Below are 15,042 nucleotides of genomic sequence, written 5' to 3'. Positions count from 1 at the left end.
GATCCTACGTGCAGGTTGTGGGACTACAGACCGCCTCGGGCCACGAGTTGCGAGACGATGACGTTGCGCTGAATCTCATTGGTGCCCTCGCCGACGATCATCAGAGGTGCATCCCGGAAGTACCGCTCGACGTCGTACTCGGTGGAGTAGCCGTACCCACCGTGAATACGGACCGCCGACAGCGCGATTTCCATCGCCACCTCCGACGCGTACAGCTTCGCCATACCCGCCTCCATGTCGCACCGCTCGCCGTTGTCGTACTGCTCGGCCGCATGCCAGGTCAGCTGACGCGCCGCCGTCAACTTGGTCGCCATGTCGGCCAGATAGTTGCCGATCGACTGGTGCTTCCAGATCGGCTGGCCGAAGCTCTCCCGCTGCTGGGCGTAGGCGAGGGAATCCTCGAGCGCCGCCGTCGCCACTCCGAGCGCCCGGCAGGCCACCTGGATGCGACCGGTCTCGAGACCCTTCATCATCTGCCCGAACCCCTTGCCCGGGGTGCCGCCGAGGATCGCCGTGGCCGGAATGCGATAACCGTCGAACGACAGCTCACACGTCTCGACCCCCTTGTAGCCCAGTTTCGGCAGATCCCGCGACACCGTGAGTCCCGGACCGTGCTCGACCAACACGATCGAAATACCCCGGTGCTTCGGATTCGCACTCGGATCGGTCTTGCACAGCAGAGCGATCAATCCCGAGCGGCGGGCGTTGGAAATCCACGTCTTCGCACCGCTGATCACCAGATCGTCGCCGTCGGTCTTCGCATTGGTCGACATTGCCTGCAGATCCGATCCCCCACCGGGCTCGGTCAACGCCATCGTGGCCCGGATCTCGCCCGTCGCCATCTTCGGGAGATACTGCTGCTTCTGCTCCTCGGTGCCGTACAACGACAGCAACTTCGCGACCACGGTATGCCCACCCATCGCCCCGGCCAGGCTCATCCACCCGCGGGCCAACTCCTGCGTCACCTGCGCATAACACGGCATCGACACCGGCGATCCGCCGTACTCGTCCGGCACCGCCAACCCGTAGATCCCGATCTGCTTCATCTGCTCGATCCACTTCTCGGGGTACTCGTTGGCGTGCTCCACCTCCTGCACCGTCGGCTTGACGTCGCGGTCGATGAAAGCCCGCACCGTCTCGACCAGGTACGTCTCTTCCTCGTTCAACTTGCCCATGAACCCTCACCTCACGCGCTCGACATTTGTACGGCCATAGTTGCGCTTTGTTCGTCGCAAGTCAAGAATCCGTCTTGACATAGCCGGTTAGGCCCTGCCAGCATCGTGTGCGGTCCTGAAGTTCTGGCCGTACATATCGGCCGTGCCCGGCTATCTCGAAACCCGGCAATCCCGAAACGAGGAATGAAGCATCGTGCAGAACCTCACCCGCAGGCGCGCCGTCCTGGTGGCCCCCGGATCCGACGAACGCAAAGCACTGAAGGCTTTGCAGTCGAACGCCGACGAGGTGGTCCTCGATCTCGAGGACGCCGTCGCACCGGCCAAGAAGGCTGCGGCCCGCGATCTCGTCTCTCGCCTCGTGCGCGAATCGGACGGCTCCCGGGCAGTCTCCGTCCGCATCAACGCGCTCACCACACCGTGGGCAGCGGACGACCTCGCCGCATGTGCCGAGCTCGGCCCCTCGTTGGCGAGCATCGTCGTTCCCAAGACCGAGACACACAAGGATCTGCAGGACGCCGCGGACGCCGTCGGGACCGTCCGACTCCAGGCGCTGGTGGAAACACCGCACGGGGTACAGAACATCGATGCGATCTCACGGGCCGATCACCTCGATGCGGTCATCATCGGCTACGCCGATCTGGGTGCCGCACTGGGACGTTCCCGCGGAGCCCTCCCCGAGCACTGGCTCGCCATTCAGGAGGCGGTCCTCGTGGCCGCTCGCGCCGCAGGTATCCAGGCGATCGACGGCCCCTTCCTCGGCATCGCCGACGACGACGCATTCCGGCACTCGGCGTCGTGGACGAGCGCCCTCGGATTCGACGGCAAGTGGGTGATCCACCCGAACCAGATCTCCTCTGCCGCCGCGGCATTCACTCCCTCGAACGCCGACGTCGACAATGCGCGACGAGTGATCGACGCACTCGCTTACGCGGAGGCGGCCGGGAACGGCGCCGCGCAACTCGACGGTCAGATGCTCGACGAAGCCGTCGCAGTTGCGGCACGACGGGTTCTCGCACAGGTGGGTGGACAATGATGATCACGCAGACGTACGTCGGTGGACCGTACTTCGACGAACTCGAGATCGGTCAGGTTTTCGATTCGGCTCCTGCCGTCACTCTGACCAGTGGCCTCTCGGCCACCCACCAGGCGATCCTCGGTGACCGGATGCGGCTGCCACTCGATACTCACCTGTCGCGGGCGGTCACCGGAGCGTCCGAGGGGGTGGCCAACCCGGGACTCGTGTGTGACCTCGCGATCGGACAGTCGACGGTGGCCACCCATCACGTGAAGGCCAACCTCTTCTACCGCGGCCTGCGGTTCCACCGCTTCCCGCACCTCGGCGACACCCTCCATACCCGCACGGAGGTAGTGGGATTGCGCGAGAACTCCGCGAAACCCGGGCGGAAGCCCACGGGTCTCGCCGCCCTGCGGATGACGTCGACCGATCAGGACGGCCGGACGGTCCTCGACTTCTACCGCTGCGCAATGCTTCCCCTCTCCGAGAGCCCCGACGAGAACCGCGTCCGGCAGGCGGACGACCTGTCGGCCGTCGGACCGCAATCGGAGCAGCCCTTCAGCGCACCGGAGGGATGGGATCTCGGCGTGTACCGCGAGAAGGTGCCCGGCGAACACTTCACCCCCGGCCTCGCCGGTGCGGTGTTCCGCAGCAGCGGTGATGTGGTGTCCAGCGCACCGGAACTCGCACGCCTGACCCTCAACATCGCGGCCACACACCACGACGAGCGCGTCGGCGCCGACGGCCGGCTCGTCTACGGCGGCCACACGATCGGGATCGCCCTCGGGCAGGCCACGCGCGCGCTGCCCAACCTCGTCACGGTCCTGGGCTGGAAGTCGTGCGATCACACCGGGCCCGTCCATGAGGGCGACACCCTCACCAGTGAACTCCGCGTCGAGAGTGCCGAAGCCCTCGCCACTGGGGGTGGGCTACTCCACCTTCGGTCGCTGGTGTTCGCGCACAACGTCGCAGCCTCCGACGTTCCCGTTCTGGACTGGCGCTTCACCGCCCTCATGGCCTGATCTCCACCATCAAGGAGCTTCTCTCGTGACTGCCCACACTCCCCTTGCCGGACTTCGGATCGTCGAGGTCTCCAGCTTCATCGCGTCCCCCCTGTGCGGGTTGACGTTGTCTCAGCTGGGGGCCGAGGTGATCCGGGTCGACCCCGTCGGCGGCTCCGCCTGCTACAAGCGCTGGCCGGTCACGAGTGACGGCGAGAGCATCTACTGGACCGGTCTCAACCGCGGTAAGCGGTCCGTGGCCGTCGACATGCGCAGCCCCGAGGGGCAGGAACTGGTGCAGCAACTGGTCACGGCCCCCGGTGCGGGTGGCGGAATCCTCGTCACCAACGCCGGTGGCCGTGACTGGCTCGCCCACGACGCGCTCAGCGCCCTGCGCTCCGACGTCATCACCCTCGAAGTTCTCGGTGGCACCGACGGTTCCCCCGCCGTCGACTACACCGTCAATGCGGGACTCGGTTTCCCGTCCATCACCGGTCCCACCGATCATGCCGGTGTCGTCAACCACGTCCTGCCCGCGTGGGACGTGGTGTGTGGGCTGTACGCCGCGCTGGCCGTTGCCGCCGCCGTCCGGCACCGCGACGCCACCGGTGAGGGCACCCACATCCGCCTGCCGCTCGAGGACGTCGCGCTCGCCACCGCAGGCACGCTCGGCTACCTCACCGAAGTCCAGATCAACGGCACCGGCAGGCCGGCGACCGGAAACTCCGTCTACGGCACCTACGGAACGGATTTCACCACCAGCGACGGCGAACAGTTCATGATCGTCGCCCTCACCCCACGTCACTTCCGTGACCTTGTCGCCGTCACCGGAACCACGGCCGCGGTGGAGGCACTCGCCACCGCACTCGACGTGGACTTCGCACGCGAAACCGATCGCTTCACCCACCGCGACGTCCTCACAGCCCTGTTCGCCCGCTGGTTCCGCGAACACACCGCAACCGAAGTTGCCGAGGCACTCTCGAAGACGTCCGTGCTCGCCGAGCGCTACCGTACCTTCGAGGAAGTGGTGAAGTCCGGGGAACTCGAGAAGAACCCGATGTTCACTCCCCTCGATCAGCCGCGCATCGGCACCTACCTCGCATCCGGGCATCCCGCGTCGTTCGACGGCCACCACGCCACCGTCGCACCGGCATCCGCGGTGGGAGAAGACACCGCAGAGGTGTTGAAGGACTGGCTCGGCACGCCGGAATCCGACATCGCCGCGCTGTACGAGCGCGGCGTCGTCGCAGGCTGACGGAGAGCATGCGACAGAATCGACAGAGGGGTAGGCTGTCACTAGCGTCGCATCAAAGGAGCCTGTCATGAGCATCGACCACGATCTCGGCGCAGAGCTACGCGCACTGCCCGACGGCGAGTTCTTCACCCTCCTCGCCCGAGAAGTCAGCAACCGGGAATCGATGAGCGCGGTGCGCGAAGCCCTCCTCTCGCTGGTCGCCTCGGGACCCACCCTTACCGCGTCCATCGCCGCGGCAGTGCCCGCGCACGCGGTGGCGGCATCGATCGCACGGGCAAGGATCGAGACCGCGGCGAGGCAGGCACTCTTCGACCATCCCCACCTCGAAGCGGCCGACGTGGCTGACGTGCTGCGTTCGCGTGACAACAACCGGCGCAACCCCGCCAGCCGATTACGCGAACGAGGTGACATCGTCGGATACGAGATCGGCGGCCGCTACCTCTATCCCAGTTTCCAATTCGACGCAGGCACCGCGAAGGTCCGTCCCGTCGTCGCAGAGATCAACCACCTCCTCGATGCCAAGCACGACCCGTGGGGTGTCAGCTCCTGGTGGCTCAGCCCATCCGGATGGCTGCCAGACGGGCAGTCACCCGCCGACCTCGCTGCCGCCGGGGGGCACGACGAGGTGGTCCGGGCAATCGCCCGCGACCTGTTGGCGGACTGAGGCAGTGCCCGCGGCACCACCACCGCCCGATCTAGCCGAGAAGCCTGTCGTCGTCTTCCTGCCCCGGGGCACCGAACTGTGGCGGATCCACACCGGCACCTATGCGGCCAATGCGGTGAATCCGACGGCGCAGCCCACCGTTCCCGGCGGCGCCCGCTTCGACAGCCTCACTGGTGACTACGCCTACACATACCTCGGCGATTCACCCGAGGCCGCGGTCGCCGAAACACTGTGCCGGGACCTCGCGGTCACCGGGAGCCCTCGGTTGGTGCCACGCGCCCGGATCGCCGGCCGGGTACTGAGCCGGCTCACCGTCACTACAGACGTCACCGTGATCGCCCTGCACGGGCCGCACCTGTCCGCAGTCGGCCAGGACACCTGGCTCACCAAGTCCGATCCCTCCGACTACCTCTACACCCGTACCTGGGCCCGAGCGCTCTTCGACGCTGCCCCCTCCGCCGATGGACTGGTGTACCGATGCCGCCATAACGAGGACCAGTTCGCCTGGATGCTCACCACCGATCCGGCCAACCCGACCCATCCCGCTCTCGACGTTTCCGGTACCTCCGTGAATTTGGACAGCCCCGCCGGACTAGCTCTCGTCGAAGGGATCCTGGCCTGTTACAACGCGACTCTGGCCTCCACGATCTGATCGACAGCCCCGGACAGAGCGGCGGTAATGTCCCGCGTCGGTCAGTCGTGCAGGCGGCCCAGGACGGACGAGAGGATCGTGTGCGCGTCGGCGATGACCGCCTCGATGGGCTGAGGTTTCTCCGACAACACCCACTGCTGCGCGATCATCAGGACGGCACCGACCAGTCCGGTGGCGAGGGTGTGCAGATGCGGATCCGGCGCCCGATCGATCACCGGATTGATGACGAAGAGAACGGCGTCGACGAACTCGAGGGTGACCCGGCGATAGGCGCGGTCCACTTCCGGCCCGACACCCAGAACCTCCTGGAACGCGATCCGCGAAATTCGGGGATCCTCGGCGACGGACTCGAAGAATGCGGTGAGGGCGCCTCGCACTCGGGTGTCGAGGTCGGCGGGGTCACGGCCGGCTCCGGCGAGCACATCCTCCCGCAACCGATCGGTCACCGTGCCATACGCCGCGAGCAACAGCGCCTCGCTGTCGGTGAAGGATTCGTAGAAGTAGCGCTTGGTGAGCCCGGCGACCGCGCAGATCTTCCCGACCGTCGCCGAGCGGTATCCGGTAGTGCCGAACACCTCGACCGCAGCGTCGATCAAGCGCAGTCGGCGCTCTTCCTGACGTTGCTGCGGTCCCGCACCGCGGTAGGTGCGACCGGGTTCCTCGAGCCTGGGCGAACTCACGACCCAATATTGACACCGACCGGTTCCAGATACAAACTGACACCAAGCGGTGCCAGATAACTACGCCAGGAGATCACCATGCCCACGCTCAGGAACAAGGTCGCGCTCATCACGGGCGCCGCACGGGGCATCGGGGCAGACACCGCCCGCGCGCTCGCCGCGAAGGGCACCAAGCTCGTCTTGATCGACCTGGATGCTGCGCCCTTGCAGGCTCTGGTCACCGAACTCGGCGACGACGTTGCCCTCGCCGCCGTCGCCGACGTGTGTGACCTGCCCGCGATGCAGAGAGCCGTCGACGCCGGGGTCGCGAAGTTCGGTGGCATCGACCTGGTGCTCGCGAACGCCGGAATCGCCAGCTACGGCTCGGTGTCGCAGGTAGACCCGGCCACCTTCAAGCGCGTTCTCGACATCAACATTCTCGGCGCCTTCCACACGGTTCGGGCCGCGCTCCCGTCCGTCATCGAACGCAAGGGCTACATACTCGTCGTCTCCTCGCTCGCCGCATTCACCGCCGCACCCGGCCTCGCCGCGTACTGCGCCAGCAAGGCCGGGGTCGAGCATTTCGCCAGCGCCCTCCACCTCGAGCTCGCTCACCTCGGTGTCGCGGTCGGATCGGCGCACATGTCGTGGATCGACACGCCACTCGTCCAGGACGCGAAGGCGGATCTGTCGGCTTTCAATCAGCTCCTCGCCGTTCTGCCCGGCCCCCTAGGGAAGACGACGTCGGTGCAGGCGTGCGTCGGCGCCTTCGTTCATGCCCTGTCTCGCCGCAAGCGCCGCGTGTACGTACCCCGCTGGGTCGGGCCGGTGGGCTGGTTCAAAGCGGTGGTCACCTCCAAAATCGGCGATCGCGCGGTCCTGCCCCACATCCCGCGGATTCTTCCGTTGATGGACGAAGAGGTGGCCGCACTCGGCCGGTCCACCTCCGCGCGCAACGTTGCGCTCGACGACGTGGCGGTCGACCCGTCATGACATCCACTGACACCGCCGCCGACCTATCCGAGACTGAGCCCGCAGTCGAGCATCTCGATGTGATCGTGATCGGCGCCGGCCTCTCCGGGATCGGTGCCGCGTACCACCTGCAGGACAACTTCCCTGGCCGCACGTATGCGATCCTCGAGGGCCGCGACGCGATCGGTGGCACCTGGGACCTGTTCCGGTACCCCGGAATCCGTTCCGACTCCGACATGTACACCCTCGGCTACCGGTTCCGGCCCTGGGAGAACGACAAGTCGATCGCCGACGGCCCCTCCATCCTCGAGTACGTGCGCACAACGGCCGCCGAGGCCGGCATCGATCGTCACATCCGGTTCGGACATCGAGTTGTCCGGGCCGAATGGTCGAGCGCCTCCTCGACGTGGACGGTCGAGGCCGAACGCACCGACTCGGGCGAGAAGATAACGCTGACAGCGGATTTCCTCTTTTCCTGCAGCGGCTACTACCGGTACGACGAGGGCTACACCCCGGACTTCCCGGGGCTGGAACGATTCGACGGCCAGGTGGTGCATCCCCAGCAGTGGCCCGAGGATCTCGACTACGCCGGCAAGCGTGTCGTCGTCATCGGTAGCGGCGCGACCGCGGTGACCCTCGCGCCGTCGATGGCGGCCGAGGCCGAGCACGTCACCATGCTCCAGCGATCGCCCACGTACATCCTCTCCATGCCGGCCGAGGATGCGCTGGCCAACCGCTTCCGCAAGCACCTTCCCGCGCGCGTCGCCTACGCCCTGACGCGGCTGAAGAACGCGTCGGTCGCGGTCGCGATCTACCAACTGTGCCAGCGTTATCCGGAGTTCATGAAGGGCCGCATCCGGCAACTGCAGACGAAGTGGCTTCCTCACGGTTACGACATCGACACCCACTTCACGCCGCGATACAACCCGTGGGATCAGCGTCTGTGCCTCGTCCCCAACGGAGACTTGTTCCGTGCCATCCGTCACGGTGAGGTGTCGATCGTCACCGATCACATCGACAGCTTCACGAAGAACGGCATCGCCCTGAAGTCGGGCGAGGAACTGAAGGCCGACATCGTGGTGACCGCCACCGGGTTGAATTTGCTTGCCTTCGGCGGAATGACGCTCGCCGTCGACGGCCGCGACGTCGATCTCGCGGACACGATGGCCTACAAGGGCATGATGCTCAGCGGCGTACCCAATTTCGCGTTCGTCATCGGGTACACCAACGCATCATGGACCCTGAAGGCCGACCTCGTGTGCGAGTACGTGTGCCGTCTCCTCGAGCACATGGACGAGAAGGGGTACACGAACTGCGTGCCCGAACGTGATGCATCGGTCGACGAAGAACCATTCCTCGACTTCGCTGCGGGGTACGTACTCCGCTCGGTGGAGTCGTTCCCGAAGCAGGGCTCGAAAGCCCCGTGGCGGCTGCGCATGAACTACTTCCGCGACCTCGTCACCTTTCGCCACGGCAAGATCGTCGACGACGCGATGATCTTCCGGGGATCACGACCGCCCCGATCGCTCACGACAGGACGCTGAGGTCGCATAAGCAGTTAGGGGGCGGGAAGGATGTCGGCCGGTAGCGTCCATTCGGGTGGGATTGCCGTGGCCAGCTGGCTGACGACGGGATTGTCGGTGGTGTCGAGACGCTCGATCAGCTCGCGCACCGGCACCTGGTCCGGCGCAGGCGTCGGCTCGGGACCGAAGGCTCCCAGCACGTCGGCTGTGTGCTGCTCCTTGCTCCCATAGGTGTTGGCTGCCACCGAGAAGTCGGGACCGAACGAGGCCGATGCGACGATGTCCGGTCCGTAGTCGGACCAGCCCCATTTGGTGCCGACGACGGAGGGAAGCGTGCTCGTTCCCCAGTCCTGGGTCGTTCCGTCCGCCGCGACGGGGGCGGCGGTGGCCATCCAGCCGAGAATGGGACTCGACGGGTCGGTGGCCTTCTTCGCCTCCAGGAAGGTGACGGTGTCGGCCGTGCTGGTGCTCGAGTTCCCCCAGAACGCGGCGCCGCGCGTTTCGATGAGACCGTACTCGCGGGCAACGGCGTCGATGGAGTGCGGATACTTGGCGTACGCCTGGGAGGCGGCGCCGTCGTCGCTGTCCCGAATCATGCGCTGACCGAGCTCACGGTCCTCGGCAGAACCGTCGCCGTGCCGGAGCATGTAGTCGGCCACATACAGTTTGACGGTCGACAGGCCGGGTCGGGCCTCCGCGGAGTTGGGGGTACCCACCCGCGTTCCGCTGGGCGAGTGCGCGAAGGACAGCGAGGTACGGTCGGGAACAGTGTCGAACCCATCTGGTGACGGAGCGGCGTTCACCGAACCGGCTTGGGCGGCCACTCCACCGCCGAGGAGGAATGCCACGGCTGCACAACGCGCGCAGAGCTTCTTCGCGCCTGCGGGGGTGAAATGGGGAAGATTCATAGTTGCGGGTACCCGCAGCGGGGACCGTGACACATCTCCGCACAGAAATCGACGAGAAAGTGAGGAATGACCGCCATGCACGTTCTGATCGTCGGCTGGTCGAGCGTCCTCCACGGCGAGGCCACGGCGGGTGATGTGCTCGCGATGGACGCTGTGCGGGCCGAACTCGAATTGCGCCGCATTCCACACACTGTCGCGTGGAGTGCCGTGATGTGCCCCGAGGGTGGGACGCCGCTCGACGAGGTCGATCCCCGCGACTGCACCCACCTGGTGTTCGTGTGCGGCCCGCTGACGGGACAGCCGATCGCCGAACTGCACGACCGGTTCGCCCACTGCACACGGATCGCACTGGGTGTCAGCATCATCGATCGCGGCGATCCCGTTGTGACGCGGTTCCACACCGTCATACCGCGGGACGGGCACGGGCCGGCGGTGCGGGACCTCTCGGCTGGTGTACCCACTCCCACTGTGCCGGTGATCGGCGTCTACCTCACCTCCGGCCAGCGCGAGTACGGTGCCCGCCGTCGTCACGACACTGTGAGGCAGCAACTTTCGGAGTGGTTGTGCACGATGAGCGACTGCGCGTTCGTCGAACTCGACACTCGCCTCGATCCTCGGGACTGGCGGCAAAATGCCACCCCGGCGCACACCGAATCCATCATTCGCAAGCTCGACGCGGTGATCACCATGCGACTGCACGGGTTCGTACTCGCGGTGAAGAACAGCGTCCCCGCACTTGCCGTCGACCCGGTGTCGGGGGGCGGGAAGGTGAGCGCACAGGCCGCTGCGTGGTCGTGGCCCGGGCTCGTCACCGCGGAAGAGGTGTCGCCCGCCAGACTGTCGGAGACACTGAGCTGGGTGCTGTCGGACGCGGGACGCGGCCGAGCCGCCGATCTTGCCGAAGTCTCCGACCGTGCGGGCCGCGAACAACTCGACGCGCTCATGAGTGTGCTGCCTACCGTGGACTGAACGTGTCAGGTCACCGGCCGGATCCTGGTTTGGCGAGGAGACGATGCGCTGCCGCCTTGACCGCGTCCGGAGTCACCGTGTTCACCGCCGCCATCGCCTTGGACATGATTGACCCGGCCACTACTTTGCGCTCACCCTTCATCATGGCCTCGTAGCCCTGCTTGGCGACCTCGGCGGGATCATCCTTGGGACCTTGACCGAGCTTGGTGTCGTCGAGCTCGGCGCGGCTGAAGAAGTGGGTGTCCGTGGGCCCGGGCATCAGTGATGTGATGGTGACCGGGCTGTCTTTCAGTTCCCCTTGCAGCCCCTCCGCGAACGACTGCACAAACGACTTGGAGGCGTTGTAGACGGCTTGATACGGACCGGGCATCGTGGAGGCCACGGACGAGGTGATCAGTATCCGCCCCTCACCGCGGGAGACCATGTCGTCGAGCACGAGTTTGGTCAGGTGCACGGTCGACCTCACATTGAGGTCGATGATGGCGAACGTGTCGGCAAGGTCGGTGTCGACGAACGCACCGCCCTGTCCCACACCGGCATTGAGTGCAGCGGCAGCGAGCGGGCGGCCGTCTGTGGTGATCGCCTCCCACACCGACGCCACACCCTGTTCGGTGCGTAGATCGGTGCGCACGGGAATCACACCGGCACCCGTCGACCTCAGTTCGGTGACGGCGGAGTCCAGGGCATCGGAGTCCGCCACGACGACGAGATCGTAACCGTCCTTGACGAACAATCTGGTCAGTTCGAGCCCGATCCCCCGCGACGCTCCGGTGACGAGAGCCAGTGGGCGTGCCATGGTCATAGTTCTCACCCCTCACTGGGAGAAACAGTCGGCGATCACGGTGCCGATTACCCGGGTGCCGGCATCTCACACCGGCAGATCAGGGTGCAGTCGGAGTTGTGCGGGGAACACGGGTCACCGACGATGGAACAAGACTCATCTGACGCAGGTTTCCGCACACCCACCGAGGAGAAGGCACCATGGTCGATTCCGGACGAGCACTCGACACCGTTCGCAGCGCATTCGTGGGCCCGTTCCGCATTGCCGCGTCCGTCCGCCATGCTCGGGTGTTCCACCCCAAGGGGCTGGTTATCGGCGGCTCAGTCGAGTTCAACTCGTCGTGGTGGCCGGGGCGTACCCGCATCTCGTTGCCGGTGACCGCGCGGATGTCCGGTGGAATCGGTACTCCGTCCATGATCCCCGACGTGCTGGGTCTCGCGCTGCGGATCGATCTGGACGAGGGCCCCACGCCGTGGGATCTACTGTTGGCGAGTTCGGGCACCTCGTCGCTGACCCGCATGCTGCCGCTTCCTGCCACGGGATGGAACACCGCCCGGTACAGCAGTCTCATGCCGCTCTCCTCGACGGGCGGACCGCCCACCTGGGTGGTGGCCGAACCGGTCGGTGAGCACCCACCGACGACGTCTATCAACGCACTCGCCGATGCTCTCGCGATCGCGCCGCTCGTGTTCTCCTTACAGCTGGCTACTTTCACCAATTCACCGACGCCGTCAGGACGTGTCGTATTGAGCGACGTGCGTGACCTCGCGGATGACGAACAGCCGTCTTTCGATCCGGTAGTGAACTGCCCACCCTCGATCGCGCTGCGGCCCGAGTGGCTTGCCGCAGCACGGATCGGGGCGTATCGGGGCAGTCGCCGAGGGCGGGGCGCTACCGACGAATAGCGGTCACGGTTTGTCCGGGTCGAGCGCTTCCTTGACCTTGCCGACGAGACCCTTTTCCGTGCCCAGTGCGCTCGAGGCCGGGTCACCCAGGCTCCCGTCGTACGTCGCGTAGAGCTTCGGATCCGGCGCGGGCGCACCGCCCTTGCCACCCAGCGGCTGCGGGTCCGCGAGGAACCGGTTCTCGTGAACTCCGTCGGGTGCCGGACCCGACGCCCATCGCCCTTGATCGGACATCGTGCCGTCGGACAAGTGCCACAACGTTTCTGCGTGCTCGCTGTATTCTTCGTCGAACAACGCGTTCGGGGCGATACGGCCCTCGAGTCCGTCCGCCTTCAACTCCTCGATGGCCGACAACCACATGTTCTGGTGGTAGGTATCCCGGGCAAGGTTGAACTTCAGCATGTTCTTCACGCCCGGATCGTCGGTCATGTTGTACAACCGGGCCGTCTGCAGGCGTCCTTGCGCCTCTGCCGTGACGTTGGCGTAGAAGTCCGCGAGCAGGTTACCGCTCGCGACGATGTACCGGCCGTTCCACGGGACCCCGTTGCTGTCGGCCAGTACCGCGCCTCCCCCGGAGATGATCGCCTGCTGGGGGTCCATCCCGCCGAGGACCGCCGCCACGACGGGATCCGCTCCCGCCGCCTTGGACGATTCGGTGGCCGGTGCGCCCTCGAGAAGTCTCGCGACCATGGTGGCGATCATTTCGACGTGACCGATTTCCTCGGTCGCGATATCCATGATCAGATCCTTGTACTTGCCGGGCATTCGACAGTTCCAGCCCTGCATCAAATACTGCATGGTGACGGTCATTTCACCGTAGGCACCACCGAGAAGCTCCTGCAGTTTACGGGCATACACCGGGTCCGGCTTCTCCGGAGCGACGTCGAACTGCAGATAGTCGGTATGACGAAACATATGGCAACTCCCGATCGTCGATGTGTGTGCCCTCGCCGCTTACCTCGGTTCACCATTTCCAAACCGGGCGGACTGATAAATTCCGAAAATGCGCGGAGCGCTCGTTGCCCGCGGTCAGGGACGTGGGTTCGTTCTGGTCCAACGTTGTCTTTCGTTCCGTGTCGCCGCGGTACACCGTCTGCACGCGGCGACGCCGTGCTCACCGGTGTCTGCCAGCCACAGCGCTTCACTCCACGGCACATGCGGGAAGCGGGCGAGACGGGCGCGCGACAGTTGCACACCGCACAGGGTCTGATTGGTGCCGGGCGTCCACGCATGTGTGTCGCCACTCGGGTAGCGGATGCCGTCGTCGTCGGTCCATCGACTCGACGCGGCGACCGCAGGTTCCGGACGTCTGGCCATTTCTCTCGCGTTCCCCGACGTCTGCGGGTGAAAACAGGAGGGGAAGCGGGAGCAGTTTTGTGTTCCCGGCGTGGGGGTAGGCGTTCGGCACACTGCCGAACACTCGAGAAGGAGAACAACGATGCCCCGGTCACTTGCCGACCAGAGTGAAGCCGAACTCGGTGGTCCCCACAGCGTCCTGACCCTCCAACGACGAGACCATCAGGAACTCGATGTGCTGCTCCAGCGCATCGACAAGTGCAGTGGCAGCCGTCGTCAAGACGAGCTGACGTCTTTGTGCCGTCTCGTCTTTCCGCACGCGTTCGCGGAGGAAGCCGTGTTGTGGCCGCTGGTGCGCCGCACACTTCCGGACGGAGAGGAGCTGACACTGCAGATCGAGCAGGAACATCAGGAGATCAACGAGCTGTTCACCAAGCTCGAGTCCCTGGACCCGGACACTCCGGAACATCAGCAACTGTTCACCGAGATCACCGCACTCCTTCATCAGGACGTGCGGGATGAGGAGGACGTACTCCTGCCGAAGCTCCAGGAGGCACTCGACCCTCGGGCGCTGCGCCGGGCCGGATGGATGTGGCAGGTGGTTCGGTACACCGCTCCCACGCGGCCGCATCCGACGGTTGCCCGACGACTGCCGGGCAATGCCCTCGCCGCTCTCCCCCTGACCGGTTTGGATCGTTCACGGGATCGTCTCGATCACGTGTCCCGCCGGGCACCGTCCCCGCTGGCAGCGGGGTGTCGTCGAACGAGTCATGCGCTCGCGACGGTCGCCGGTGCCATCGAGCACCTGCCACCGTTGCGTAGCGGCGAAGATCCCTCCACCCGCACCTGAGAGTGTGGTTTGCGACTCGTAACACTGGGTAGGCGTTCGACCATGAGTACAAGCGACGATGCACTTCCGCTGCCCGACTACGACCAACTCACGCTGGGGTCGATAGAACACCGGATTCGTTCCCTCGACCTCGACCAGGTGAAACAGATCCTCGAGCACGAACGGTCCACCGCCCACCGACCGCGGGCCGTCGAAATTTTGACTGCGCGCATCAGCCAGTTGGAATCGGGGGCCGAGCCCTCCGGCGGTGATCCGACCAATGCGCCGCCGGTTGCCGGAGCGGCAGGCGGTTCTCCCGTGGATCCGTCCCACTCACCGTCCGACAACACCCCGCTGCGCCACGGTGTCGCGGAACAGACCCCGGCGCGCGGGAAGCCCTGAAAAGCAACACGCTCCGACCGTTCCTCTACCCCGGGT

General features: G+C 65.8%; 16 protein-coding genes. 11 read left to right on the top strand and 5 right to left on the bottom strand.

Going from position 1 to position 15,042, the window contains the following annotated elements:
- Nucleotides 1–23 precede the first annotated feature (23 nt).
- Nucleotides 24–1,175 carry an acyl-CoA dehydrogenase family protein gene (locus ACH49N_RS11580; protein WP_358272316.1) on the bottom strand — a complete coding sequence of 384 codons (1,152 nt, stop codon included), beginning with the start codon at nt 1,173–1,175 and terminating at the stop codon, nt 24–26.
- Between the two features lie 193 nt (nt 1,176–1,368).
- Between ACH49N_RS11580 and ACH49N_RS11575 the strand changes: the two genes are divergently transcribed.
- From ACH49N_RS11575 to ACH49N_RS11555, 5 genes are all read left to right on the top strand, one after another.
- Nucleotides 1,369–2,208, top strand: a complete 840-nt coding sequence (locus ACH49N_RS11575) for a CoA ester lyase (protein WP_358272318.1) — start codon at nt 1,369–1,371, stop codon at nt 2,206–2,208.
- Nucleotides 2,205–3,212 (top strand): MaoC family dehydratase, encoded by a 1,008-nt coding sequence (locus tag ACH49N_RS11570; protein ID WP_358272320.1) that lies wholly within the window; start codon nt 2,205–2,207, stop codon nt 3,210–3,212. The genes ACH49N_RS11575 and ACH49N_RS11570 overlap by 4 nt, the downstream gene beginning before the upstream one ends.
- Nucleotides 3,213–3,237: 25 nt before the next feature.
- Entirely contained in the window at nt 3,238–4,446 is a 1,209-nt protein-coding gene (locus ACH49N_RS11565) for a CoA transferase (protein ID WP_358272322.1), read from the top strand.
- Nucleotides 4,447–4,513: 67 nt separating this feature from the next.
- Entirely contained in the window at nt 4,514–5,110 is a 597-nt protein-coding gene (locus tag ACH49N_RS11560) for a hypothetical protein (protein ID WP_358272323.1), read from the top strand.
- A 4-nt stretch (nt 5,111–5,114) separates the two neighbouring features.
- Entirely contained in the window at nt 5,115–5,762 is a 648-nt protein-coding gene (locus ACH49N_RS11555) for an RES family NAD+ phosphorylase (protein WP_358272325.1), read from the top strand.
- Between the two features lie 41 nt (nt 5,763–5,803).
- On the opposite strand, the gene ACH49N_RS11550 is transcribed toward ACH49N_RS11555, so the two are convergent.
- Nucleotides 5,804–6,442 carry a TetR/AcrR family transcriptional regulator gene (locus ACH49N_RS11550; protein ID WP_358272327.1) on the bottom strand — a complete coding sequence of 213 codons (639 nt, stop codon included), beginning with the start codon at nt 6,440–6,442 and terminating at the stop codon, nt 5,804–5,806.
- 78 nt (nt 6,443–6,520) lie between these two features.
- Here ACH49N_RS11550 and ACH49N_RS11545 point away from each other — a divergent pair, with 78 nt between their 5' ends.
- Together ACH49N_RS11545 and ACH49N_RS11540 are read left to right on the top strand one after the other, a co-directional pair.
- Nucleotides 6,521–7,414: an SDR family oxidoreductase gene (locus tag ACH49N_RS11545; RefSeq protein ID WP_358272329.1), complete on the top strand. Its 894-nt coding sequence runs from the start codon at nt 6,521–6,523 to the stop codon at nt 7,412–7,414.
- Nucleotides 7,411–8,937, top strand: coding sequence for an NAD(P)/FAD-dependent oxidoreductase (locus tag ACH49N_RS11540; protein WP_358272331.1), 1,527 nt, complete (start codon nt 7,411–7,413; stop codon nt 8,935–8,937). The genes ACH49N_RS11545 and ACH49N_RS11540 overlap by 4 nt, the downstream gene beginning before the upstream one ends.
- Before the next feature lie 14 nt (nt 8,938–8,951).
- Here the strand turns inward: ACH49N_RS11540 and ACH49N_RS11535 are convergent, their stop codons facing one another.
- The gene (locus tag ACH49N_RS11535) at nt 8,952–9,824 is read right to left on the bottom strand and encodes a hypothetical protein (RefSeq protein ID WP_358272333.1); all 873 of its coding nucleotides are present in this window, start codon (nt 9,822–9,824) and stop codon (nt 8,952–8,954) included.
- Between the two features lie 66 nt (nt 9,825–9,890).
- Here ACH49N_RS11535 and ACH49N_RS11530 point away from each other — a divergent pair, with 66 nt between their 5' ends.
- Nucleotides 9,891–10,793 carry a polysaccharide pyruvyl transferase family protein gene (locus ACH49N_RS11530; protein ID WP_397504507.1) on the top strand — a complete coding sequence of 301 codons (903 nt, stop codon included), beginning with the start codon at nt 9,891–9,893 and terminating at the stop codon, nt 10,791–10,793.
- Between the two features lie 10 nt (nt 10,794–10,803).
- Here ACH49N_RS11530 and ACH49N_RS11525 read toward each other — a convergent pair whose 3' ends face one another.
- Nucleotides 10,804–11,595, bottom strand: coding sequence for an SDR family NAD(P)-dependent oxidoreductase (locus tag ACH49N_RS11525; RefSeq protein ID WP_358272336.1), 792 nt, complete (start codon nt 11,593–11,595; stop codon nt 10,804–10,806).
- A gap of 179 nt (nt 11,596–11,774) precedes the next feature.
- Between ACH49N_RS11525 and ACH49N_RS11520 the strand changes: the two genes are divergently transcribed.
- The gene (locus ACH49N_RS11520) at nt 11,775–12,479 is read left to right on the top strand and encodes a hypothetical protein (protein WP_358272338.1); all 705 of its coding nucleotides are present in this window, start codon (nt 11,775–11,777) and stop codon (nt 12,477–12,479) included.
- A gap of 3 nt (nt 12,480–12,482) precedes the next feature.
- Here the strand turns inward: ACH49N_RS11520 and ACH49N_RS11515 are convergent, their stop codons facing one another.
- Nucleotides 12,483–13,394 (bottom strand): manganese catalase family protein, encoded by a 912-nt coding sequence (locus ACH49N_RS11515; RefSeq protein WP_358272340.1) that lies wholly within the window; start codon nt 13,392–13,394, stop codon nt 12,483–12,485.
- Nucleotides 13,395–13,917: 523 nt separating this feature from the next.
- Here ACH49N_RS11515 and ACH49N_RS11510 point away from each other — a divergent pair.
- Both ACH49N_RS11510 and ACH49N_RS11505 read left to right on the top strand, forming a co-directional pair.
- Nucleotides 13,918–14,625: a hemerythrin domain-containing protein gene (locus ACH49N_RS11510; protein WP_358272341.1), complete on the top strand. Its 708-nt coding sequence runs from the start codon at nt 13,918–13,920 to the stop codon at nt 14,623–14,625.
- Between the two features lie 42 nt (nt 14,626–14,667).
- On the top strand, nt 14,668–15,006 hold the full coding sequence (locus tag ACH49N_RS11505) for a hypothetical protein (protein ID WP_159923157.1): 339 nt from the start codon (nt 14,668–14,670) through the stop codon (nt 15,004–15,006).
- The last annotated feature ends 36 nt before the right edge of the window (nt 15,007–15,042 follow it).

The organism is Rhodococcus sp. NPDC019647 (genome assembly GCF_044389235.1).
Classification (GTDB): Bacteria; Actinomycetota; Actinomycetes; order Mycobacteriales; family Mycobacteriaceae; genus Rhodococcus_F; species Rhodococcus_F oxybenzonivorans.
The sequence above is the reverse complement of the archived record's forward strand: the minus strand, read 5'-3'. Positions and strand labels throughout refer to the sequence as shown.